Consider the following 22,248-nt stretch of genomic DNA (forward strand, 5'->3'; position numbering starts at 1 on the left):
TCGTGAAGTGAGAGGCCGAAGAACGTGCCATCCCTGCCTGTGACCCCCTCCCGGTCCGGACACGGGCCCCGAGAGCGGGCCGAGCGTCCGGCGGACCTCGCGCTCCTGCCGGACCTGGTACGCGCCGTCATCGCCCGCTCCGCACGGGGGGCGGAGCGGGCGGACGGCGCGACGGGGGCCTCGGCCGGGGACGGCACGGGCGGTACGGGTGGTACGGGCGGCGCGGCGGGCGACTGGTCCGTGACGCCGGGCGAGTTCTGGTGCCACGTGGTCCCGGCAGGCCGGCCGGTCCGGCGCACCCAGGGGTGGAAGCTGCACGTCTCGGCCACCCCGCTCGCCGCGCCGGTGGCCCTGGCGCGCGCCGCCGAGGTGCTCGTGGCCCACCGTGCCGCCTTCAAGTTCGCGGGGAGCCCGGCGCGGGTGGCGGCCCTGGTCTCGGGGCGCTTCGAGCGGGGCGGAGGCGGCAAGTTCATCACCGTGTACCCGTCGGACGACGACCAGTTCCGGCTGCTCGCCGAGGAACTCCACCACGCCACGCTCGGGCTGCCCGGGCCCGCCGTCCTCTCCGACCGCCGCTATCTGCCGGACAGTCAGGTCTCGTACCGGTTCGGGGTGTTCGCGGGAGTCCAGGAACTGACCGCCGACGGCTGCTTCGCCACCCTGCTGACCGACCCTGAGGGGCGGCGGGTCGCCGACGAGCGCAACGCCTGGTTCAGTCCGCCCGCCTGGGCCGACGACCCGTTCCCCGAGCGCACGGCCGCGCCGGTCCGCAGCGCCGCCACCGCGAAGCCGGTCCTGCTGGGCGGCCGGTATCTGGTGCGGGGCGCTATCCAGCACTCCAACAAGGGCGGTGTGTTCCGCGCCGAGGACACCGAGACCGGCGCGCAGGTCGTCGTCAAGCAGGCCCGGCCCCATGTGGCGGCAGGCCTGGAGGGGCTGGACGTACGGGACCTGCTGCGCCGGGAGGCGACCCTGCTGGAACGATTCGGCAAGGTCTTCCCGGACCGGGTGCCCGCGCTGGCCGAGGTGTTCGAGCAGCAGGGCAGCGTGTTCCTCGCGGCGGAGACCGTCCCCGGCGCCACCCTGCGCCGTACGGTCGCCGAGCGCCTCGTCCAGAGCGGCGCCGCCTGCCCCGACGACGCCACGGCCGACTCGCTGGTCCGGCAGCTCATCGAACTGGTCGCCGCCGCCCATGAGTTGGGCATCACCCTGCACGACTTCAACCCGAACAACGTCATGGTCACCCCGGACGGCCGGCTCCTCCTGATCGACCTGGAGATGGCGGCCCGGGTGGGCGAGCGCTGGATGCTCGGGGCCACCCCCGGCTACACCGCCCCCGAACTGCGGGCCGCCCCCCAGGTGGCCCCCGCCATGGGGCCCGAGGTCGACCTGTACGCCCTGGGCGCGACGGTCCTGCATGCCCTGAGCGGCGCCGACCCCCTCTTCGCCGAGGACCGGCCCGCGGCGGACGCCCGGCCGGACGAGGACCGCCTCGCCCACCTGGTCGGCCTGCTCGCCCGTGACCACGGCCCGCTCCGGCACTTCGCCCCGCTGGTCCTCGCACTGATGCGGGACGAGCCCGCCGAGCGCTGGACGCTGGACGAGGCCCGGCACTTCCTCACCGCGGACCGGCCCGCCCCGCGCGCCGAGGACGCACCGAGCACGGCCACCCCGGCGCCCGCGGCGCCCACCCCGGCCCGTGCGGCGGACGGCTCGTCCCGCGCCGCGGATGACCCGGCCCGTGCGGCGGACGTCCGGGACCGCCTGGTGCGCGACGGCATCGCGCACCTCCTGGCCACCATGGGCCCGCGGGACGCCGACCGGCTCTGGCCCTCGGACACCTTCGGCTCGACCTGCGACCCCGTGGCCGTACAGCACGGTTCGGCGGGCGCGGTGGCCGTACTGGCACGGGCCCTCGGCGAGTGGGACGACCACGGCGCCGGTGCGCCCGACGGGCCGGGCGCCCTCACCCGGGAGGCCCTGCGCGAAGGGCTGCGTACCGCCGCGCTGTGGACGGCGGACCGGCAGGACGCCCTGCCCTGGACCCTGCCGGGACTGCACTTCGGCCGCTCCGGCACGGCCTGGGCGCTGCTCGACGCCGCCGGCGCGCTCGACGACCCGGCCCTGGCCGGACGGGCCACCGCGCTCGCCCTGGGGCTCCCCGTCCACTGGCCCAACCCCGACGTCACCCACGGCGCCGCCGGATCCGGCCTGACCCAGCTGCACTTCTGGCGGACCACGGGCGACCCCCGCTTCCTGGAGCGGGCCGGGCAGGTCGCCGAAGGGCTGCTCGCGGCGGCCCGGCACACCCCCGAGGGCGTGTTCTGGCCGGTGCCGGAGGACTTCGACTCCGGGCTGGCGGGGGCCTGGCACTACGGCTTCGCCCACGGCGTCGCCGGAGTCGGCACCTTCCTGCTGCTCGCGGCCGAAGCCACCGGGGACGACCGCTTCCTGAAGGCGGCCGTCGAGGCGGGCGGCACCCTGACCACCGCCGCCCGCGGCGGCCCGGCGGGCACGCTGTGGCCCGTGGACCGGGCCCGGCACCTGTCCGGCTCGCCCGACCTCGCCCGGCACTGGTGCAACGGTTCCTCCGGGGCCGGCACCTTCCTGGTCCGCCTCTGGGCGGCGACGGGCCGGACCGACGACGTCACCCGCGGCCTGGTGGAGGGCGCGGCCCTCGCCGTACGGGCCGGACGGTTCGGTGACTCGCCCGCCGCGTGCCACGGACTGGCGGGCAACGCCGAGTTCCTGCTCGACGCCGCCGCGCTGACGGGCGACGACGGCCACCGGGCGGGTGCGGAACTGCTGGCCGAGCACATGGCGGCGCAGGCGGTCCTGCGCGACGGCCGGCTGCTGGTGCCGGACGACAACCGCAAGGGCGTGCTCGCCGAGTACGCCACCGGGCTGGCCGGCAGCCTCTCGCTGCTGCTGCGGATGCGCTCCGGCGGCCCGCGTGCCTGGCTGCCCGAGGGCGAAAGCGCCCACCTCTGAACTTCCGGTGGCCGTCGGCCACCGGCAGCCGGTCCGTCAGGACCGGTACACCTCCCAACAGAAGGAGTCCATCATGATGGAGTTCGACATCGACGCCCTGCAGGTCCTCCCCGCCGACCTGGCCACGGAGAACGCCCTCGGTGAGGAGCACGCCGCCGCGCTCATCACCGCCTGTCGCATCCACTTCAGCGGCTGCTGAAGTCGTTAACGACTGAAGGGCGGGCCCTGGGCCCGCGCACAAGGAGGGGACCAGCCCGGGGGGCTGGTCCCCTCCTTGGTTCCGAAACCGCCCGGTCAGAAGCGGTCCGGGGCGGACGGCAGGGGGAGGCCCGGTCCGGTCCGCCGCTCGCCCGGCGGCGGTGTGGCGGCCCGGCAGTTCACGTCCCGCGCCGGGAGCCGCCCCGTGGCCAGGTAGCCGGTCACGGTCGCGGTCACGCAGGAGCCGGGGTCGGCGAGGTACACCCCGTGGCCCTCACCGCCCAGCGCCAGCACCATCCGTGACCCGCGCAGGGCGCGGTGCAGCCCCTCCCCGCTGACCAGCGGGGTCTGCGAGTCCCATTCGTTCTGCACGGTCAGCACGTCCGCCCGGGTCCGCACCGCAGTCACCGGCTCCAGCGGCCGCTGCCAGAAGGCGCACGGCTTGATGTTGGAGGCGAAGTCCCCGTACAGCGGGTACGCGGCCTTGTCCCGGACCGCGTCGCTCCGGTACCGCTCCGGGTCGCGCGGCCAGTCGTCCGTGTCCCCGCACACCACCGACCAGAAGACGGCCAGGCCGTTGTCGGAGGCCGGTTCGCCGGCCGCGGACCGGGCGGCGCCGAGCGCCGCGCGCAGCGACGGGACGCCGGCGGGCGGGGGCGTCCCGTCGGCCGCCGCCTTGACCGCGGCGATGAGGGGGGCCGCCCGGGCGGGGGAGAAGAACAGCGGGCGGGCGGCCCGGATCGAGTCGCCGGTCAGCTTCTCGCCCTGGAACTCGATGGGGTCGCGGTCGGCCCGCGCCACCAGCGCCCAGAACGTCGCGGAGACCGCGGCCGGGGTGGCGCCGAGGTGGAACTCGGCGTCGCGCCCGGCCGTCCACCGGGTCCACCGGTCGAAGGCGGGCCCGGCCTCCGTCGCCCAGGTCCGCATCATGTCGCGCCACACGCGCCCCGGGTCCACCCCGCTGTCGAGGACGAAGCGGTCGGCGCGGTCCGGGAACAGCTGGGTGTAGACCGCGCCGAGGTAGGTCCCGTACGAGTAGCCGAGGTAGGAGATCCGGCGCTCGCCCAGGGCCGAGCGGATCGTGTCCATGTCGCGGGCGGTGTCGCGGGTGGTGAGGTACGGAAGGACCGCCCCGGCCCGGGCGCGGCACTTGTCGGCGACCGTGCGCGCCCAGGCGACGTCGGCGGCGAAGGTCTCGGGATGGTAGGGCCGGTCGACGCTCTGCTCGGCGGCGTCCAGGCCGCAGCTGACGGGGCTGCTGGCGCCCACGCCGCGCGGGTCGAAGCCGATCAGGTCGTACCGGTCGCGCACCTCCGGGGGCAGCACGTCGAGGATCTGCAGGGGCAGGTCGAGCCCGGCACCGCCCGGCCCGCCGGGGTTGAGCAGCAGGACCCCGTGCCGCTTGGCGGGGTTCTCGCTCTTGATCCGGGAGATCGCGAGGTCGAGCAACGGGCCCCGGGGGCGCTGGTGGTCGAGCGGGACCTTGATGGTCGCGCACTCGTACGCGGCCGGGCGGTCGGCGGCGCAGCGGTGCCACGAGGGCTGCCGGGCGAGGGCGTCGCCGTAGGCCGAGGCCGGGGCGGAGGAAGCAGGGTGGGACAACGGGACGGACGCGGCGGCCCCGGTCGCGGACAGCAGCGGGACGGTGGTGGCGAGGAGTCCGGCGGCGGCGAGCAGGGGCGCGAGGCGTTTCATACGCGCGAGGCGTTTCATGCGCACGAGGAGCCGTTCCTTTCGGCGGGCGGTCCGATCCCTTGTCACCCTGGCGTACGGACCGGCCGGGCGAATCATCCCGGAGCGTCGGCCCGTCTCCGCCGAACGAATGAGCCCGGATCCGGACAATTGACCGGAATTCAGCGGTGGTTTCACCCGTCCTGGTGGAACCGGGCCGGTCGGCGCGGGGAGAACCGATTCGCTGCCGCGGGGTCGGCATACGGTCCCCCTGACCCCCTCGCCGATCTTGAGGAGACCTTCCGTGAAGCTTCGCAACGCCGTGACCGCGGGCCTGGCCGGGCTGGTGCTCGCCCTCGCCGTACCCGGCTCCGCCTTCGCCGCGACCGGCGAGTTCAGCTACACCTTCACCGACGACCGGGGCGAGGTCCTGACCGTCGCCCTGCACGACCCGCGGAGCGAGGAGTGCGTCAACCTGCCCTACGTCGGCAACGACTGGGTCGAGCCGGGCCACACCCCGCACAACGCCACGAACGAGAAGGTGACGGTCTACCTGGGCGCCGACTGCGAGGGTCCGGAGTGGGACCTCCGCGCCCACGGCAAGCCGGCCACCGACAAGCTGAAGGTCCGTTCGGTGTACTTCCACAGCCAGGGCTGACCCGGACCGGTGCGGGCCGTCGCTCCGTGGTCACCCGGCCGCGGGGCGACGGCCCGGGTTCGGACACAATGCGGGTACGGACACGATGCGGTGCGGACCATGCGGGGAACGCCGGGAAGGAACAGCGATGAGCGACGAGGCCGACGAGGACAACACCGTCCTGGTGACCACCGAGGGCCGCACCGGCCGGATCACCCTCAACCGCCCCCGGGCCCTCAACTCCCTCACCCGCCCCATGGTGCTGCGGATGACGGCGGCGCTCAGCGCCTGGGAAAACGACCCGGAGATCACCCAGGTCCTCATCACCGGCTCGGGGGAGCGCGGGCTGTGCGCGGGCGGTGACATCCGGGCCATCCACGCGGACGCCCGCGCGGGCGGGACGGCCTCCGCGGACTTCTGGCGCGACGAGTACCGGCTCAACGCCCGGATCGCCCGCTACCCCAAGCCGTACGTCGCCCTCATGGACGGCATCGTGATGGGCGGCGGGGTCGGGGTCTCCGCCCACGGCAGCGTCCGGATCGTCACCGAACGCTCCCGGGTGGCCATGCCCGAGACCGGCATCGGCTTCGTCCCCGACGTCGGCGGCACCCACCTGCTGGCCCGGGCCCCCGGCGAGCTGGGCACCCACCTCGCCCTCACCGGCTCGGCGGTCGGCGCGGCCGACGCGCTGCTGTGCGGGCTCGCCGACCACTTCGTCCCCGCCGTCCGGCTGGCGGACCTCGCCGCCGCCCTCGCCGCCGAGCCCGTGGCCGACGTGCTGCCCCGGTACGCCGGACCCGCCCCCGAGGGCGACCTGGCCCGGCAGCGCGAGTGGATCGACCACTGCTACGCCGCCGGCACGGTCGAGGCGATCGTGGACCGGCTGTCCCGGCACGGCGACCCGGCGGCCAAGGAAACCGCCGAAACGATCCTGTCCAAGTCGCCCACCGCCCTCAAGGTCACCCTCGCCGCCGTCCGCCGGGCCCGTGCCCTCGGCTTGCTGGAGCGGGTGCTGGAGCAGGAGTTCCGGGTGTCCTGCGCCGCGCTGTCCTCGCCCGACCTGGTCGAGGGCATCCGGGCCCAGGTCATCGACAAGGACCGCACGCCCCACTGGTCCCCGGCCGACCTCGCCCTCGTCCGCGACGAGGACGTGGAACGGTACTTCGCCCCGCTCGGAGCCGACCGCGAACTGCGCCTGGCCGCCGACGCCCGCTGAGCCGCGCGCGGGCTACGGGCGCGGGCCACGGGCACGGCTCAGCGGTAGCCCGTGGTGTCGGCCGGGCGCCCCGGGTCCTGCACCTCGACCATGTACCGCCAGGCGTCCGGGCGGCTCCCGTCGACATCCGTGAACCCGTAGACCCCGGCCAGCTGACCACTGGAGAGGGACTGCCCGTTCCAGCGCGCCCGCTCCGGATCGGCGGCCAGCGCCGCGACCGCCCGGCCGACGTACGACGGGGTCTCCGAGATCGCGAAGTGCGGGACCTTCTCCAGGGCGTCCCGCCACGTCGCCTCCGTCACCCCGAAGGCGTCGAGCATCATCTCCGAGCGCAGCCAGCCGGGCGTGAGCGCCACCGCGCTCGCCCCGCGCGGCCCCACCTCGTGCCCGAGCGCGAACGCCATCCGCAGCACGGACGACTTGGCCAGGTCGTAGAAGAACGAGACCCGGTAGCGGTCCGCGTTGTACTCCGCCGTACCGTCCGTCATCTCCACCACCAGACCGCCCGGCTCGCGCAGCAGCAACGGCAGCGCGAAGTGGCTGGTGACGGCATGGGTCTCGACCGCGAGCCGCAGCAGCCGCAGCCCGTTGTCCAGATCGTGCTCCCACACCGTGCTCTCCCACTCGAAGAGCCGCTCCCCGCCCCAGATGTCGTTGACGAGCACGTCCAGCCGGCCCTGCTCGGCGTCGATCCGGGCGACCACCGCTTCGACCTGCTCCGGCACCAGGTGGTCCGCGACGATCGCGATGCCCCGCCCGCCCGCCGCCGTGACCAGCTCGGCCGTCTCCTCGATCGTCTCGGGCCGGTCGTACTCCGAGCGCCCGCCGCGGGTGCTGCGCCCGGTCACGTACACGGTCGCGCCGCGCGCGCCCAGTTCCACGGCGATGCCCCGGCCCGCGCCGCGGGTCGCCCCCGCGACGAGGGCGACCCTTCCCGTCAGCGATGTCTGTGATCCCGTCATGCCGGGAGCCTAGTGCTGCGACCGGCCCGGCCCGGGCCGCCGGTCACGCGCCGAGCGCCTCGATGATCGCGGCGGTGGAGCTGACCCGGCCGATGCGCGGGAAGATCTTCCCGAAGGAGTGCGCGTGCGAGTCCGCGTCCATGTCGGTCGTGGCGTCCTCCGCGAAGACCACGTCGTAGCTGTTCTCCCAGGCCACGCGGGCGGTGGACTCGACCCCGATGCTCGTGGAGATGCCCGCGAGCACGATCCGGGTGATGCCGCGGCGGCGCAGCTGGAGGTCCAGCTCGGTGCCGGTGAAGGCGCCCCAGTGGCGCTTGGTGATGCGGATGTCGCCCTCGGCGGCGAGTTCGGGGGAGATCTCGGCGAAGGCGGCGGGCAGCGCGGCGGGCGGGCCGGGGAGGTCGGTGGCGGCGGGCGGCAGGTCGCCGCCGTCGGGGGACCAGGCGACGTTGACGAGGACCACCGGGAGCCCCTCGGCGCGGAAGGCGCGGGCCAGTTCGACGGCCTTCGCGAAGATGTCGCCGGTGGGGCGCGCGGTGGGCAGGGCCAGGACGCCCTGCTGGAGGTCGATCAGGACCAGGGCGGTGTGCGCGTCGAGGTTCAGGTCGCTCATCAGGATCTCGGTTCCTTCTCGTGGGATGTGGGTGCGGCGTGCGGCGTGCGGCGTGCCGGGAGCGGGGAGCGGCGCGGCCCCGCTCGGATCAGCCCTCGGCCAGGCGCTTGAGCAGGCCGATGGCCTCGCGGAGGGTCGCGTGCTCGGCCTCGGTCAGGCGCTCGGCCAGCAGCTCGGCGAGGCGCCCGTATCCCGCTTCCCTGCACTCGCGGACGCATGCGATGCCGCTCTCGGTCAGCGCGACGATCTGGCGCCGTCCGTCGGTGGGGTCGGCGGTCCGCTCGATGTATCCGGCGGCGCGCAGCGCGTTGACCGTGGCGATCATCGACTGCGGCCGGATCCGCTCGGCCCGGGCCAGCTCGGCGGCGGTCGCCGGGCCGTGGTGGTCCAGTTGCTTGAGCACCGCCACCTGCGACAACGACAGCCCGCCGGAGGCCGCCACCCGCATCTGGCGCACCACCATGCGTACGGCGAGCTGAAGGTCCTCGGCGGTTTCCCGCAGCTCCCGCTGTTCGTCTGCCATGCTCCTACGGTAGGCGATCGACAGGTAAACTAACAAGGTTGCCTGTCGAATATCCCGCGGGCGCCCGGGTGGCCGGAACGGCGGTCTTTCCGCGCCCGGCGTGCGCCGGTAGACCTGCGCCCATGACTGCATCGGACATGACGAGCTTCGACGAGGTCTACGGACTGCCGGACCCGCGCGGCTACTTCGCCCAGCTCGGACCGTACGAGTACCAGGCACCGCACCACGCGCAGCGGGTCTTCCGCGAGCTGGCTGCCGAACTGCCGCCGGGGGAAAGGGTGATGCTCGACATCTGTTGCTCGTACGGGATCAACGCGGCGCTCGTGAACCACGACGTGACCCTTGACGAGCTGTACCAGCGCTACACCTCGCCCAAGGCCGCCGAGCTGAGCACGGCCGAACTCATCGAATGGGACCGGGAGTTCTACGCCTCACGGCGGCTGCCCGAAGCCGTCGGATCCATCGGGGTCGACGTGTCCCGGCCCGCCGTGTCCTACGCGCTCGCCGTCGGACTCCTCGACGAGGGCCACTGCGAGAACCTGGAGAGCGCCGAACCGGGGGACGAGCTGCGCCGGGCCGCCGCCGGAGCCGGTCTGATCACCGTCACCGGCGGGGCGGCCTTCCTCACCGAGCGGACCTTCGGCCGGCTGCTCTCCGCCGTGGGCCACCCGCTGCCGGTGGCGGCCTTCGTGCTGCGCACCTGCGACTTCACGGGCGTCGTCGCCTGCCTGGAGTCATACGGGCTGACCGTCGAGCGGAGCGCGGAGACCTACCCGCAGCGCCGGTTCACGGACGAGGGCGAACAGCGGCACGCCGTCGAGGCCGTCATCGCGCTCGGCGAGGACCCGGCGGGCAAGGAGAGCGCGGGCTGGTTCCACACCCGCCTCCACCTCGGGCGCTGACCGGTCCGGCTGCCGGAACGGGCTTGATCAACCGGGGCTCGAACCCGCACTGTTGGCCGGGATTCGTCCCCGTCATCAGGAGAGCCAGTAGTGAACACGCCCCAGCCCCCCGCGTCCCCCGCGGTGGCCCCCCACCCGATCGACCCGGCCGGCGGCTGCCCCCACGCGCTCAACGCCCGGCTGCTCGCCCAGGGGCCCGTGGCCGAGGTGATCCTCCCCGGCGGCGTTCCGGGCGCCGTCGTACTCGGCCACGAGGAACTCAAGGCGTTTCTCGGCCACCCCGACGTCGCCAAGGACGCGCGGCACTTCGCGGACCTCCAGGAGGGCCGGATCGCCCCGGACTGGCCGCTGCGGGCCTTCGCCAACGCCCAGGGCATGCACACCGCCGACGACGCCGACCACCGCAGACTGCGCTCGCTCGTCGGCAACGCCTTCGGCGTCCGCCAGGTGGAGCGGCTGCGCCCCCGGATCGAGGCCCTGACCGCCGAACTGCTCGACGGCCTCGGCCGGGCCGCCGCCGAGGACCCGGACGGCGTGGCCGACCTGCGCGCCCACTTCGCGCTGCCGCTCCCGATGGAGGTGATCTGTGAACTGCTCGGCGTGGATCCGCAGCACCGGGGCCGCCTGCACGAGCTGACGCACAAGGTGATCATCGCCACCGACATCCCCCCGGCGGAGGCCATGGCCGCCGTACGCGACCTCGTCGAGCTGATGCGCGCGATCGCCGCCGCCCGCACCGAGCGCCCCGGCGACGACCTCACCAGCGCCCTGATCGCCGCCCGCGCGGAGGACGGTGACCGGCTCACCGAGGCCGAACTCATCGGCACGATGCGGCTGATGCTCGTCGCGGGCCACGACACCACCCTCAACCTGATCAGCAACGCCGTGCGCGCCCTGTGCACCCACCGGGACCAACTGGCCCTGGTCCGCGCGGGCGAGGCCACCTGGTCGGACGTGGTGGACGAAACCCTGCGCTGGGACGGCCCGGTCAGCTGGTTCCCCTTCCGCTACCCCACCCGCGACCTCACCATCGGGGACACGGTGATCCCCCGGGGCACCCCGGTGCTGGCCGGGTACACGGCGGCGGGGCGCGACGAGCGCGCGTACGGCCCGGACGCGGCCCGCTTCGACCTCACCCGCGACGGCGCCCGCAACCTCTCCTTCGGCCACGGCGCCCACTTCTGCGTGGGCGCCCCGCTCGCCCGGCTGGAGGCCACCATCGCCCTGGAGCGGCTCTTCGCCCGCTTCCCGGACCTCGACCTCGCCGTTCCCGAGCCGCGACTCGCGCACCAGCGCAGCTTCATAGGCAACGGCGTCGAGTCCCTCCCGGTGCGCCTGGCGCCGTAAGGGAGGCGGGTGGTTCAGCCGCCGCCCGGCGGGGAGATCTCGGTGCTCAGCCAGCCCAGTGCGTCCGGGTACATCCCGGTCCAGGTCTGGAAGTTGTGCCCGCCCGCCGGGCGGATCAGGGTCTTGACCCGGACGCCGGTGCCCGCCGCCGCCTTGGCGAAGACGTCCAGTTGCTGCGGCGGACTGTCCTTGTCCTGGGCGGAGGTGGCCAGGAACAGTCCGACGTCCGCCTTCTTGGCGTGCCGTACGAGCCACAGCGGGCTGTTGCGCTCCCGCAGGACGGGATCCGTGAGCACCCCCGGATCCCCGGTGAGCGGGTCCGGGTCCAGGGCCGCGCCCGCCGCGAACACCTTCGGGTACTGCAACGGCAGCTTCGCGGCGCAGAACGCGCCCGTCGAGATGCCCATCAGGCCCCACCCCTTGGGCTCGGGCAGGGTCCGGAAGTTGCGCGCGACGAGCGCCGGAACGTCGTCCGCGAGCCAGGTGGCCACCTTGTGCCCCGGGACGTCGCTGCAGTCCGTGTTCACGCCGCCGGGATAGATCTCCGGCATGACCAGGATGAACGGGTGCGCCGCCCCCAGCTGGACCAGCTGCTCCAGCTCGCCCGGCATGGACCCCAGCTCGATCCAGGACCGGGGCGAGCCCGGGTACCCGTGCAGCAGCGTCAGCACCGGGAAGCGGGTCTTCTCCGCGCCCGGGGCGTCGTACTCCGGGGGAGTCCACACGATCACCTGGCCGGCCAGCTTGGAATGGGTGCCCCGGAAGTAGGTGCTGCGGGTGCCGTCCCCGCCCAGCGTGAACTTGGCCCGCCCGGGCGGCGGCCCGGTCATCGAGGAGGCGTTCTGGCCGTTCGCCGGGCCGAGCAGGTCGTCCCAGGAGGCGTAGAGCCCGTAGCTGCCGTTGATCCAGGTGGCCACGACACAGATGGCGGTCAGCTGGCACAGCCCCAGCATCAGCGCCCGGACGGGCCACCGCACCCAGCCGGGGCCGGGGACCCGGTTCCATAGGAGCAGCGCGGCCAGCATGGCGAGCGCGGTGACGACGATCAGCGTGACGAGGAACGACGTGCTGGTCAGTTCCACGGCATCGGCTCCTGATGTGCGTGACGCGCCTGTCCGGCCAATTTACGACGGGCCCAGGCCACCGGCGCGGCGGGCGCGCGGGCCGTCGGCGCTCACGCCGGGCGCACGCGCACCGCCACCTCGTGCCATCCGGTCGCCCCGTCCGGGACGGTGTCCGAGCGCGTCCCCGGCTGGACGGCGCCCGTGCGGTCCGTCGCGCGGACCTCCAGGGTGTGGCGGCCCGGAGTGGCCTCCCACGGCCACACCCACTCGCGCCAGGTGTCGATGCCGTCCTCGGCCCCCAGCCGGGCCTCGTGCCAGGGGCCGCCGTCGGCCCGTACCTCGACCCGCGCGATGCCCCGGTGCTGCGCCCACGCCACCCCGGCCACCGCCACCCGGCCCGCGCGCGGCTCGGCGGAGTCGCGCGGGGTGTCGATGCGGGACTGGGTCTTGACCGGCGCCCGGGGCGCCCAGGAGCGGCGCACCCAGTACGCGTCGTAGGCGTCGAAGGTGGTCAGCCGCAGCTCGCGCAGCCACTTGCAGGCCGAGACGTACCCGTACAGGCCCGGTACGACCATCCGTACGGGGAATCCGTGCCGGAAGGGCAGCGGCCCGCCGTTCATCCCGACGGCCAGCAGCGCGTCCCGGCCGTCCATGACCGCCTCGACGGGGGTGCCGAGCGTCATCCCGTCCACCGAGCGCGCCACCAGCTGGTCGGCCCGGCCGCCCTGGGACGGCGGCCGGACCCCGGCCTCCCGGAGCAGGTCGGCGAGGCGTACGCCGAGCCAGCGGGCGTTGCCCGCGTACGGGCCGCCGACCTCGTTGGACACGCACGTGAGGGTGATGTCGTGCTCGACCAGCGGGCGGGCGAGCAGCTCCCGCAGGCCGAGGCTCAGCGGTGTGGTGACCCCGTCGCCGTGGATGTCCACGCGCCAGGTGTCCGCGTCGACCCGCGGGACCACCAGGGCGGTGTCCACCCGGTAGAAACCGTCCACGGGCGTGATGAACGCCGACACGCCGGGGACGCGTACGTCGGCACCGGCCGGGACCGGCGGCGCGGGCTCGGCGGGCGGCGGCAGCCGCAGTCCGGCCCGGGAGGCGGTCGCACCGGCCGAGCCGTAGGCCGTCAGCCTGCGGCCCGCGTACCCGGCCGCGGCCGACACGGCCAGGGTGACGGCGACGATCCGGCCGAAGCCCCGCCGGTCCATCCCCCGGTCCACTTCCCGGTCCGCCGCGGCCGCCGCTTCCGGCCCCGGTCCGGCCGTCGCGGGGCGGACGGGGAGCGTCAGCGCACCGGTCAGCCGGTACAGCACCCAGGCCGCGCCCGCCCCGCCGATCAGCGAGGGCAGCGCGTCCTGCCAGGTCGCCTCCGGGCGGCTCAGCGCGGCCACCGCGCCGACGACGGCGAAGCCGAGGACGACGGCCGGACCGGCGGAGCGGCGCCGCAGCGCGATCACCCCGGCCGCGGCGGCCATGACCGCCAGGACGGCGACCACCCCCACCAGCAGCACCGTCTTGTCCGCGGTGCCGAACTGGCGGACCGCCCATTCCTTGACGGCCACCGGCGTACGGTCGACCAGCGCGCCCCCGACCGCGGTGACCGGGCCCGATTCGGGCCGCACGGCCGCCGCGGCCAGTTGTGACAGGCCCAGCCCCGCACATCCGGCGACCACACCGCCGAGGGCGGCGAAGACGCGTCGCCGTCGCTGCCCGACTGCCTCCACCCGGGTCATTCGCCACCACCCGCCGACCGGTTCGGTGCGCGATGCGCACTCCCCCCGGTTCCAGGGTGACACCGATTCCCGTGGCGGCGCCCACCGCTCCGGCGCGGATCCGCCGCGGCACCGCCCCCGGGCCGCTACAGGCCCACGGCGGTCGGCGGCGGCGGGACCCAGCGGCCCGTGCGCGGCGGCTTCACGTCGTACTCGGACTTCAGCTCCGCCGGGATCGCGTGGTGCATGACCCGGCCCCGGGTGAGCGTGGTCAGCTCGAACCCGGCGAGGAGGGAGCCCGCCTTGTCGAGCGCCCACTCGGCGTACGGGCTGCTGTCCTCGATGGTCTCCAGCAGCCCGAGGACGACGGGCACGGCCTTCGCCGCCGTGTCCCAGCCGCTGCGCGGGATCTCCAGCCAGCCGGCGATGGTGTCACCGACCAGGAAACGGATGGTGGCGGGCACCATCGGGTCGAAGAAGGTGCCCGGCACCACGTCCTCGTACATCCGCATCAGCTGCGCGTTGAGCGCGACCCCCTCGGGGGAGGGGCCGAGGTTGCGCAGCAGGTACAGGTCGCAGTAGGCGCGGGCTTCGGTCAGGGTCTCCGGGACGGCCGACATGTCGCAGCCCAGCATGTGCGCCACGACCCGCCAGGCGTAGAAGTAGGCGTCCGCGCCCTCTTCGCTCATGTGCACCCCGAGCCGGTGCATGGCGTCGAGGACCAGGATCGAGAAGCAGATCTGACCCCCGATCATGTCCTCCTGGCAGATGGGCAGTCCGTCGCGGGCGATGTCCCAGTGCCCGCCGCTGCGCAGGTGGTGGCGGACCGCGGCGTGCAGCAGCCGCACCTTCTGGGCGGCCGGGATGAACTTGCTGCCCTCCGCGAAGGAGTTGGTCTGCATGAGGTAGGTGACGAACTGGCCCGTGTTCGCCATCCGCCGCGAGGGGTACGACAGCGAGTGCGTCGAGGAGAGCAGCCGGGACAGCCGGGGGATCGCGTAGGTCGCGGGCATCGCCGCGAAGGACAGACCGGTGTTGATGTGGGCCGCGTTGTCCATGAAGAACATCCGGGCCTGTTCCATGATGTCCCAGTCCACCCAGCTGGGGGGCATGGCGGTCGCCTCGAAGTACGCGGCGGCCGCGGCCGGAAGCTTCTCGGGCAGCTTGTCCCCGGTGGTGGAGAAGAACCGCATCAGGGTGTTGAGGTCGCCCACCTCCTTGCGCCGGAACATCGCGGCGACGGTCTCGTCGGCGAGCGGATCCCCCTGCTCGCGCAGGGCGTCGAGGGCGGCGTCGTCGTAACGGGGGCGCGGTGGAGCGGTGGTGTTCGCGTTCACGTGAGTCCTTGTCTTCGGTACGTGGGGGAGGGGCGAGGGGGCCGGGGCGAGGGAGCGGGGGCCGGACGGGCCGCCGGCCCCGGGCGTCAGATCGTCCGCCGCGCCGCCGTGTCGGCCAGTCCGCGCAGCGCCGACCGGGCCTCGGCCGGCATCGGTACGGCGTCCAGCGCGCCCGCGGCCCGGGCGATGCGCTCGCCGATCATCGACTCGACCCGCTGACGGGCACCGCAGCGCTCCATCAACTCCCGGACGGCAGCGGCCTCTTCCTCGCCCAGCTCGGGGTTGCCGACGTGTTTGGCGAGCAGCCTGCGGTCGTCCTCGTCGACGGCCGCCGCGGTGAGGGCGAGCAGTGCGGTCGGTTTGCCGTCCCGCAGGTCGTCCAGGTTCGACTTGCCGGTCTCGGCCGGGTCGCCGAAGGTGCCGAGCAGGTCGTCGCGCAGCTGGAAGGCCTCGCCGAGGGGGAGCCCGTACGCCGTGAAGGCGTCCATCAGCGCCCGGGAGCCGCCCCCGAGGGTGGCGCCCAGGTGCAGCGGCCGCTCCACCGTGTACTTGGCCGTCTTGTACCGGGCCACTTCGAGGGATTCGGCGACCTGGAGCGGGCGGGCGGGCGCGTCGGTGCGCAGCACCTCCAGGAACTCGCCCGCCATCGTCTCGCGCAGCAGGGCGGACCAGAGCGGCCCGGTGCGGGCGAGGTAGGCGCCGGGGAGCCCGCACGAGGTGAACACGTGCCCGGCGTACCCCATCAGGAGGTCGCCGAGGATCATCGCGAGCGCGGTGGAGCGCTGTCCGGACGCGGCGAAGGCGGCGTGCGCGGTGAGCTGGCCGTGCCGCATCCGGCTGTCGTCGATGATGTCGTCGTGGGTGCAGGCCGCGGCGTGCACCAGCTCCATCGCGGCCGCCGCCCGGATCACCCCCTCGCAGTCCGGCTGGCCCGCCGCCCGCCACCCCCAGTAGAGGAACGCGGCCCGGATCCGCTTCCCCCGCGCCAGCGATCGGCGCAACTGCTCGGAGAGAGGCGAGAGTTCGACGTGCAGTCCGAGGAGCGCGGCCTCCTCCTCGTCGGCGAGGCGGACGAGGACCTCGTCGATGCGCACCTTGAACCCGGTGTGGTCATGCACGCGGGTGACCGGCCCGCTCGGCGGCCCGGCGGGCCATGGTCTCCAGGTAGTTCTCGGACCCCGCGGTCGCCCGCTGGGTGGCCAGTTCGCCGCGCTTGCGCAGTTCGACGACACCGTCGGTGAGCAGCTCGCGCAGATCGGAGCGGCGCATCACGTCCTGGGCCCGCTCGCTGGACTGGCGTAACTGGTCAAGCGCCAGGTCGGCGACTCCGGCGGCGAGGAAGGTCAGCAGTTCCAGGGCCGCGGCGGGCTTGCGGGCCCCGTCGGCGGCCGGATCCGTCGGCCCCGGCCGCTCCTGCTCGGTCTCGGACATGGTGGGTTCACTCCTGTGGCGGGGAAGGTGATGCTCGGGCGTCGCAAGGGGCGGCCGCCGGATCTCTCCGACGACCGCCCCTGGTCGTTCCGGGCCAGTGAACCCGGACGGCGGCCCGCGCGGCCAACCGGATCCCGCCCTCTCCCTCGCACGTGTTCCGAGATTCCCACGGGAGGGTGACGATCACCGTATGAGGTGATCACCGCAGGGTCCGGTGGTGTACCCGTGGGCCCGAAGTTCCTCCCGCGCGGGGAGCGTCACACGCGTCAGACCGGCATGGCCCAGGTCTGGTCGATCCGGTGGTCACCGCAGTCGGCCAGCCGCAGCCGCCCGGTGGCGTCGGCGGCGGCCGGAGCCTGGAGGCACTGCCCGGTGCCGCTCTCGACCAGCGAGCCGTCGTGCTGCGCCATCCAGTGCCGGGCGCTCCGGGCCGTCACCCCGGCCTCCGCGGCCTCCCCCGGCTCCTCGGCCGGGCAGGCCGCCAGCTCCACCGGCGCGCCCGGCCCGGCCGCGGTCAGGCACTTGCCCGCCAGCCGCAGGGTCGCGTCCTGGCCCACCACCCACCGCTGGTCGTCGCCACCGGTGCAGGGCGACATCACGACCGCGCCCACGCCCGCCGTGTTCACCCCGTCCAGGCAGCGGGCGCCGTCACCGGTGATCTGCCCGGTGGGCACCGCGTCGCCGCAGCCCGCGCCCGGGGTCAGCCGCCAGACCGCCGTGCCGTGCGCCTCCACCGTGCCGGTCAGGGTGTGCGCGACCTGCTTGCGCGCCCCCGACCACAGGTCCTGGGCGGTCACCGCGCACCCGTTCGTTCCGAGGTCGGCGAGCGGCAGCGACACCTCCCGCGCGCCGCCCGACCGGTTCAGCACGGCCACGGCGCGGTCGCCGTCCTGCAGCGGACGTACCAGGACGTCGAAGGCGTCACCCGAGGAGACGACGGCTCCCTGACGGCCCATCGGGTCCTGGTCCAGCGCGATCAGCCGGTCGTTGCCGAGCGCGTCCAGTCCGCCCGGCGTCAGCTTGGAGACGTCCGAGGAGACGATGAACGGCGCCGCCATCATGGCCCACAGCGCCACCTGGCTGCGCCCCTCCGCGTCGGTGAGGCCGGGCGCCCCGGCGAGCAGGAAGTCCGGGTCGTTCCAGTTGCCGGGGCTCGCGTAGCGGGTGAGCCAGCGGTTGTAGCCGTAGTTGCCCAGCACCGAGGCCCAGCGCGAGGTGGCCGGTGCGGCCGGCTTGTAGACCTGGATGTCCTTGCCCTCGCGCCACAGCTGTCCGCTCTCGCCGACCCAGCCGAGCACCTTGTGCCAGTCGGCGCTGCCCCATTCGCCCTTCTGGAAGTAGGCGGGGGCGGAGGCCGAGAGCACCATGGCGCGGCCGCTGGCGCGCAGGGCGCGGGCGACGGCCGCGTACGCGTCGCGGTAGGCCTGCTCCTTCGTGGTGCCGGTCGGCACGTGGAGGTTGCAGCCGTCCATCTTGACGTAGTCGACCTTCCAGGACGCGAACAGCCGGGCGTCCTGCGCGAAGTGGTCCGGGCCGCCGCCCTTCGGCGTACCGCTGCCGGGGTAGCGCTCGCAGGTGAGGTACCCGGCGTCCTCGTAGATGCCGAATTTGAGCCCCTTGCCGTGCAGGTACTCGCCGAGCCAGGCCATGCCGTGCGGGAACTTCGCCCGGTCGGTGACCAGGTCGCCGTTCTTGTCCCGGGCCTTGGTCATCCAGCAGTCGTCGACGGTGACCGTGTCGTAGCCCTTGGCGGCGAGTCCGGTCGTGACGAGGGCGTCGGCGTTGGCGACGACGGTCCGCTCGTCGATGGCGCACATGTAGTGCGCCCAGTTGTTCCAGCCCATGGGCGGGGTGAGCGCGAGCGGGGTTTCGGACGTCGCGCGGGGCTCGGCGGGCCGGGCGGGCCCGGCGGACAGGGCCGCGGCGGGAACGGACGCGAGCGGGAGCGCGAGCAGGGCGGCCGCGATGAGACAGGGGAGCGACGCACGCAGGCGAGGCGGCACGGAGACTCCTTGACGTGGGGCGTACCGACAGGGACTGTCGTGCGCCCAGTGCAGCGGTGCGATTACCCAGTGTCAACACAAGCCGATGGGTGCGGCTCAATGACCAGCAATATGGCCGCAGTCGGCGGCGGGCGCGGCACGTGTCACCGCACTGGCGATACATCGTATGTTACGGTGTATCGCATGCCGAGACGCTCCATGGCCCTGGACCGGGCCACTCCCGAAGTCATCGCCGTGGCCGCCCTGCGGATCCTCGACGACGAAGGACCCGCCGCCCTGAGCTTCCGCGCCCTCGGCGACCGGCTCGGCGTCTCGCACGCCACCGTCCAGCGCCGTTGCAACGACCTCGCGGGCCTCCTCGACCTGTGCACCGAACACCTCGCCGCCCAACTGCCCGAAGTGCCGGACGGGACCGGCTGGGCCGAGGCCACCGAACTCCGCTTCACCCGCTTCTACCAGCTGCTCACCGCTCACCCCGGGCTGCTGGTGCTGCGCGGCGGCCGCCCGTGGCTCGGCCGGCAGCTGCTGGCCCGGCTCGTCGAACCGGCCATCGCCCACAGCATCGCCGCCGGGATGACCGCCGCCGAGGCGATGACCTGCTACCGCCGGATGTACCTGCTCACCCTCGGCAGCGCCGCCTTCGTCGACCACCGCGACCCGGAAGGCGCCACCCAGGCCTCCCGGGCCGCGCTGGCCGCGCTCGACCCGGCCCGCTTCCCCGCGCTGAGCGGCGCGGTGGCCGACGTACTGCCCTCCCTCACCGACCACGAGGTGTACTACGGCGCCCTGCGCCAGCTGATCGCGGCGGCCGACCCGGGGGGCGCGCCGCGGCCCTGACCTCCGACAGCAACGAACGGAGCACCACCAGCATGGAAACCCAGCTCGACTACGCCGCCGTCCGGGCCGCCGCCGACCGGATCGCCGGAGCCGTCCGCCCCGCCGCCGTCGTCCCCGCCGCCGAGGGCATCTGGTACGCCCTGGAGTACCTCCAGCACACCGGCTCCTTCAAGGCGCGCGGCGCCCGCAACTTCCTCGCCGCCCACCGCGCGGCGGGCACCCTGCCGGGAGCGGGCGTCACCATAGCCTCCGGCGGCAACGCCGGACTGGCCTGCGCGTGGGCCGCCCGCGCCCAGGGCGTCCCGGCCACCGTCTTCCTCCCGGAGACGGCCCCGCGGGTCAAGGTCGAGCGACTGCGCGGCTACGGGGCCGAGGTCCGGCTCGTCGGCGACCGGTACGCCGAAGCGCTGGCCGCCTGCCAGGACTTCGCCGCCGCCACCGGCGCGCTGAGCAGCCACGCCTACGACCACCCGCTGATCGCGGCGGGCGCGGGCACCCTGCTCGACGAGATCCGGGCGGCGCTGCCGGGCCTGGACGCGGTCGTCGTCGCGGTCGGCGGCGGCGGGCTCTTCGCCGGTGTCGCCACCGCCGCGCGCGAGCACGGCGTACGGGTGATCGCGGCCGAACCCGAGAACTCCCGTGCGCTGAACGCCGCCCTGACGGCGGGTCACGTGGTCGACGTACCCGTGGAGTCGGTGGCCGCCGACTCGCTCGGCGCCACCCGGGCCTCCGAGGACGCCCTGGCGGCGGCCCGGCACGAGAGCGTCACCTCGGTACTGGTCCCCGACGCGGGGATCACCGCCGCCCGCCGGGCGCTGTGGGAGGACCACCGGATCGTGGTCGAGGCGGGCGCGGCGACCGCGCTCGCGGCGCTGCGGGTCCTGCCCGCCCGGCCGGGCGAGCGGGTCGCCGTCGTGCTGTGCGGAGCGAACACCGACCCCGCGGACCTCTGACCCCACCCCGCCGTCAAGGCCGCCCATCACGCCGGAAGACCGCTCACTTCCGCCAGAAGAGGTGGTGCTTCACCCCGCTCGGGCTGGGAACGACCTCCAGGTGGAACCGGTCGAGCAGCTCTTCGGGGGACTCCCAGAGCCGTACCCCGGACCCGAGCTTCACCGGCGAGACCACCACGTGCAGGGTGTCGACGAGATCGGCGTCGAGGAACTCGCGGATGGTGGTGGCCCCGCCGCCGAGCCGGACGTCCTTGCCCCGCGCCGCCTCCCGGGCCCGCTCCAGGACCGCGTCCGGGTCGCCGTCGACGAAGTGGAACGTGGTGTCGGACAGGGTCAGGGAGGGCCGCTCGTGGTGGGTCAGCACGAACACCGGGGTGTGGAACGGGGGCTCCTCACCCCACCAGCCCTGCCACTCGTGGTCCTGCCAGGGCCCGCGCTGGGGGCCGAACTTGTTGCGGCCCATGATCTCGGCGCCGATGTTGTGCGCGAAGTCGCGGACGAGGTGGTCGTCCAGCCCGCGGCTCCCGCCGGGATCCGTGCGCATGGGCCAGCTCGCCGTGGCTCCGGCCCAGGCGAACATCTCTCCGGGATCGGCGTGACCGAACGGCCTCTCCAGGGTCTGGTCCTCACCGGCACCGAACCCGTCACTGGAGACGGTGAAGTTCTGGACCTTCAAGAGCTGGGACACGTGTTCCTCCTGTGGTGTCGACGACAGGGGTGAGACTCGCCGGACCGGGAAAACTCATCGCGGCGCACGTACCCTTCCTCAGGTGACGAAGACCGTGACGTACGTCGAGATGACCGACCCGGGCCGGCTCGTTCCCGGTGTTCCGGTCCCGGGACTGGCGCTCGTCGCCATTGAGAGGGAACTGTCTCTGGTTCCGGACCTGATGGCCAGGATCGGCGCGCCGTACCAGTGGCGCAGCGCCCACCGCGGCCCGCGGGAGTGGCAGGCCTGGTTCGCCGAGCACCCCGGCCGGACGTGCAGGCTGCTGACCCTGGCGGACGAGCCGGCGGGCGTGGTCTGTTACGACCTCCACCCGGGCGGCGACGTCCAGATCAGGACGTTCGGGCTGCTGCCGGAGTTCACCGGCAGGGGGCTGGGCGGCCACGCGCTGACGCTCGCGATCCGGGAGGGCTGGAACCTGGTACCGGACGTGCGCCGGGTGTGGCTGCACACCTCGTCGGCGGACAACCCGAACGCACTGCCCAACTACCACCGCCGCGGGTTCCGCACCTTCAGGACCGAGGACGGGGACGGGGACTAGCCGGAACGGGAACCCGTGCGCGGCGGGCGGGCACCGCGGCCGGTCAGGAGCCCTGGGCGTCCTTGACCGCCTGCTCGCCGATCCGCCGTTCGGCCTCGGCCCAGGTGATCGGGAGCTCCGCGACGGAGGCGTCCCAGAACACGAACGTGGAACCGCTCATCGTGGGGCGCATCGCCTTCATGATCGAGCGGTGCGGTTCCGTCGTGACGAAGGCCGTGAGCTGCTCGCGGCTCTCCCACGCGGACAGCGTCTGGAACGTCCGCTTGAACGGCCGGGCGACGAGCGAGGCGCCGAAGGCGCCCGGGGCCTTGCGGACCTGACGCCACGCCGCGAGTGAGTTGAGGAAGAACCGCGGCACGTCCTTGAGGCTGCGGACCTCGAAGCGCGACGCCATGATCAGCGCGGACTCGTGTCCTTCGGGCGAGTTGGGGACGGTCCAGGGCAGGGTCGGCACGGCAGGACTCCTCGACGGTCGCGTCGCACTGGCGGGCGACCCGACGATCTTTGCAAGCCACGGCCTGATCCGCCAGGGAATCAGCCAGACCGGCAGTAAATGGCCATCGTCAGGCGGAAGTGGACGCTCCTG

21 protein-coding genes are annotated in these 22,248 nt (G+C 74.1%); 9 read left to right on the forward strand and 12 right to left on the reverse strand.

All coding sequences use genetic code 11. The features are described from left to right. Positions 1 to 39 precede the first annotated feature (39 nt). Both lanL and OHS33_RS31010 read left to right on the forward strand, forming a co-directional pair. Entirely contained in the window at positions 40 to 2,991 is a 2,952-nt protein-coding gene (gene lanL, locus OHS33_RS31005) for a class IV lanthionine synthetase LanL (protein WP_330333716.1), read from the forward strand. Between the two features lie 73 nt (positions 2,992 to 3,064). Continuing rightward, a complete protein-coding gene (locus OHS33_RS31010; protein WP_330333717.1) occupies positions 3,065 to 3,190 on the forward strand; it encodes an ALQxL family class IV lanthipeptide in 126 nt (41 codons plus the stop codon). Between the two features lie 95 nt (positions 3,191 to 3,285). Here OHS33_RS31010 and OHS33_RS31015 read toward each other — a convergent pair whose 3' ends face one another. After that, complete coding sequence (locus OHS33_RS31015; RefSeq protein WP_330335275.1) at positions 3,286 to 4,902, reverse strand: alpha/beta hydrolase; 1,617 nt, start codon at positions 4,900 to 4,902, stop codon at positions 3,286 to 3,288. Positions 4,903 to 5,164: 262 nt separating this feature from the next. Here OHS33_RS31015 and OHS33_RS31020 point away from each other — a divergent pair, with 262 nt between their 5' ends. Together OHS33_RS31020 and OHS33_RS31025 are read left to right on the forward strand one after the other, a co-directional pair. Then, positions 5,165 to 5,518 (forward strand): hypothetical protein, encoded by a 354-nt coding sequence (locus OHS33_RS31020; RefSeq protein ID WP_330333718.1) that lies wholly within the window; start codon positions 5,165 to 5,167, stop codon positions 5,516 to 5,518. Between the two features lie 127 nt (positions 5,519 to 5,645). Beyond that, positions 5,646 to 6,713, forward strand: coding sequence for an enoyl-CoA hydratase/isomerase family protein (locus OHS33_RS31025; protein ID WP_330333719.1), 1,068 nt, complete (start codon positions 5,646 to 5,648; stop codon positions 6,711 to 6,713). Between the two features lie 38 nt (positions 6,714 to 6,751). On the opposite strand, the gene OHS33_RS31030 is transcribed toward OHS33_RS31025, so the two are convergent. The 3 genes from OHS33_RS31030 to OHS33_RS31040 all read right to left on the reverse strand — a co-directional run bounded on the left by OHS33_RS31030 (position 6,752) and on the right by OHS33_RS31040 (position 8,811). Further along, a complete protein-coding gene (locus tag OHS33_RS31030; protein ID WP_330333720.1) occupies positions 6,752 to 7,675 on the reverse strand; it encodes an SDR family oxidoreductase in 924 nt (307 codons plus the stop codon). A gap of 43 nt (positions 7,676 to 7,718) precedes the next feature. Continuing rightward, on the reverse strand, positions 7,719 to 8,288 hold the full coding sequence (locus tag OHS33_RS31035; protein ID WP_330333721.1) for a hydrolase: 570 nt from the start codon (positions 8,286 to 8,288) through the stop codon (positions 7,719 to 7,721). Positions 8,289 to 8,376: 88 nt separating this feature from the next. After that, positions 8,377 to 8,811 carry a MarR family winged helix-turn-helix transcriptional regulator gene (locus OHS33_RS31040; RefSeq protein ID WP_330333722.1) on the reverse strand — a complete coding sequence of 145 codons (435 nt, stop codon included), beginning with the start codon at positions 8,809 to 8,811 and terminating at the stop codon, positions 8,377 to 8,379. A 122-nt stretch (positions 8,812 to 8,933) separates the two neighbouring features. Between OHS33_RS31040 and OHS33_RS31045 the strand changes: the two genes are divergently transcribed. Continuing rightward, a complete protein-coding gene (locus OHS33_RS31045) occupies positions 8,934 to 9,713 on the forward strand; it encodes a hypothetical protein (protein ID WP_330333723.1) in 780 nt (259 codons plus the stop codon). Between the two features lie 90 nt (positions 9,714 to 9,803). Then, positions 9,804 to 11,060 (forward strand): cytochrome P450 family protein, encoded by a 1,257-nt coding sequence (locus tag OHS33_RS31050; RefSeq protein ID WP_330333724.1) that lies wholly within the window; start codon positions 9,804 to 9,806, stop codon positions 11,058 to 11,060. A 14-nt stretch (positions 11,061 to 11,074) separates the two neighbouring features. Here the strand turns inward: OHS33_RS31050 and OHS33_RS31055 are convergent, their stop codons facing one another. From OHS33_RS31055 to OHS33_RS31080, 6 genes are all read right to left on the reverse strand, one after another. Beyond that, positions 11,075 to 12,142 (reverse strand): alpha/beta hydrolase, encoded by a 1,068-nt coding sequence (locus OHS33_RS31055; protein WP_330333725.1) that lies wholly within the window; start codon positions 12,140 to 12,142, stop codon positions 11,075 to 11,077. Between the two features lie 92 nt (positions 12,143 to 12,234). After that, entirely contained in the window at positions 12,235 to 13,854 is a 1,620-nt protein-coding gene (locus OHS33_RS31060; RefSeq protein WP_330333726.1) for a molybdopterin-dependent oxidoreductase, read from the reverse strand. Positions 13,855 to 13,979: 125 nt separating this feature from the next. Further along, the gene (locus OHS33_RS31065) at positions 13,980 to 15,170 is read right to left on the reverse strand and encodes an oxygenase MpaB family protein (protein WP_330333727.1); all 1,191 of its coding nucleotides are present in this window, start codon (positions 15,168 to 15,170) and stop codon (positions 13,980 to 13,982) included. Between the two features lie 86 nt (positions 15,171 to 15,256). Further along, positions 15,257 to 16,288, reverse strand: coding sequence for a polyprenyl synthetase family protein (locus OHS33_RS31070; protein ID WP_330333728.1), 1,032 nt, complete (start codon positions 16,286 to 16,288; stop codon positions 15,257 to 15,259). Continuing rightward, positions 16,281 to 16,601 carry a hypothetical protein gene (locus tag OHS33_RS31075; RefSeq protein ID WP_330333729.1) on the reverse strand — a complete coding sequence of 107 codons (321 nt, stop codon included), beginning with the start codon at positions 16,599 to 16,601 and terminating at the stop codon, positions 16,281 to 16,283. Before OHS33_RS31075 ends, OHS33_RS31070 begins: the two co-directional genes overlap by 8 nt. Before the next feature lie 266 nt (positions 16,602 to 16,867). After that, a complete protein-coding gene (locus tag OHS33_RS31080) occupies positions 16,868 to 18,604 on the reverse strand; it encodes a ricin-type beta-trefoil lectin domain protein (protein WP_330333730.1) in 1,737 nt (578 codons plus the stop codon). Positions 18,605 to 18,787: 183 nt separating this feature from the next. On the opposite strand from OHS33_RS31080, the gene OHS33_RS31085 reads away from it, so the two are divergent. Then, positions 18,788 to 19,441: a TetR/AcrR family transcriptional regulator gene (locus OHS33_RS31085; protein ID WP_330333731.1), complete on the forward strand. Its 654-nt coding sequence runs from the start codon at positions 18,788 to 18,790 to the stop codon at positions 19,439 to 19,441. A 32-nt stretch (positions 19,442 to 19,473) separates the two neighbouring features. Beyond that, positions 19,474 to 20,394 carry a serine/threonine dehydratase gene (locus OHS33_RS31090; RefSeq protein ID WP_330333732.1) on the forward strand — a complete coding sequence of 307 codons (921 nt, stop codon included), beginning with the start codon at positions 19,474 to 19,476 and terminating at the stop codon, positions 20,392 to 20,394. Positions 20,395 to 20,437: 43 nt separating this feature from the next. On the opposite strand, the gene OHS33_RS31095 is transcribed toward OHS33_RS31090, so the two are convergent. Further along, positions 20,438 to 21,082 (reverse strand): dihydrofolate reductase family protein, encoded by a 645-nt coding sequence (locus OHS33_RS31095; protein WP_330333733.1) that lies wholly within the window; start codon positions 21,080 to 21,082, stop codon positions 20,438 to 20,440. Positions 21,083 to 21,164: 82 nt separating this feature from the next. On the opposite strand from OHS33_RS31095, the gene OHS33_RS31100 reads away from it, so the two are divergent. After that, positions 21,165 to 21,662 (forward strand): GNAT family N-acetyltransferase, encoded by a 498-nt coding sequence (locus OHS33_RS31100; RefSeq protein WP_330333734.1) that lies wholly within the window; start codon positions 21,165 to 21,167, stop codon positions 21,660 to 21,662. A gap of 43 nt (positions 21,663 to 21,705) precedes the next feature. Here OHS33_RS31100 and OHS33_RS31105 read toward each other — a convergent pair whose 3' ends face one another. Further along, the gene (locus tag OHS33_RS31105; protein WP_330333735.1) at positions 21,706 to 22,116 is read right to left on the reverse strand and encodes a DUF3291 domain-containing protein; all 411 of its coding nucleotides are present in this window, start codon (positions 22,114 to 22,116) and stop codon (positions 21,706 to 21,708) included. Positions 22,117 to 22,248: the final 132 nt, after the last annotated feature.

It is taken from the genome of Streptomyces sp. NBC_00536 (assembly GCF_036346295.1).
GTDB lineage: Bacteria > Actinomycetota > Actinomycetes > Streptomycetales > Streptomycetaceae > Streptomyces.

Excerpts from the sequence above, each read along its gene's own strand:
- OHS33_RS31010 (WP_330333717.1), top strand. The coding sequence starts at position 3,065 with ATGATGGAGTTCGACATCGACGCCCTGCAGGTCCTCCCCGCCGACCTG.
- OHS33_RS31015 (WP_330335275.1), bottom strand. The coding sequence starts at position 4,902 with ATGAAACGCCTCGCGCGTATGAAACGCCTCGCGCCCCTGCTCGCCGCC.
- OHS33_RS31025 (WP_330333719.1), top strand. The coding sequence starts at position 5,646 with ATGAGCGACGAGGCCGACGAGGACAACACCGTCCTGGTGACCACCGAG.
- OHS33_RS31030 (WP_330333720.1), bottom strand. The coding sequence starts at position 7,675 with ATGACGGGATCACAGACATCGCTGACGGGAAGGGTCGCCCTCGTCGCG.
- OHS33_RS31035 (WP_330333721.1), bottom strand. The coding sequence starts at position 8,288 with ATGAGCGACCTGAACCTCGACGCGCACACCGCCCTGGTCCTGATCGAC.
- OHS33_RS31040 (WP_330333722.1), bottom strand. The coding sequence starts at position 8,811 with ATGGCAGACGAACAGCGGGAGCTGCGGGAAACCGCCGAGGACCTTCAG.
- OHS33_RS31045 (WP_330333723.1), top strand. The coding sequence starts at position 8,934 with ATGACTGCATCGGACATGACGAGCTTCGACGAGGTCTACGGACTGCCG.
- OHS33_RS31060 (WP_330333726.1), bottom strand. The coding sequence starts at position 13,854 with ATGACCCGGGTGGAGGCAGTCGGGCAGCGACGGCGACGCGTCTTCGCC.
- OHS33_RS31075 (WP_330333729.1), bottom strand. The coding sequence starts at position 16,601 with ATGTCCGAGACCGAGCAGGAGCGGCCGGGGCCGACGGATCCGGCCGCC.
- OHS33_RS31085 (WP_330333731.1), top strand. The coding sequence starts at position 18,788 with ATGCCGAGACGCTCCATGGCCCTGGACCGGGCCACTCCCGAAGTCATC.
- OHS33_RS31090 (WP_330333732.1), top strand. The coding sequence starts at position 19,474 with ATGGAAACCCAGCTCGACTACGCCGCCGTCCGGGCCGCCGCCGACCGG.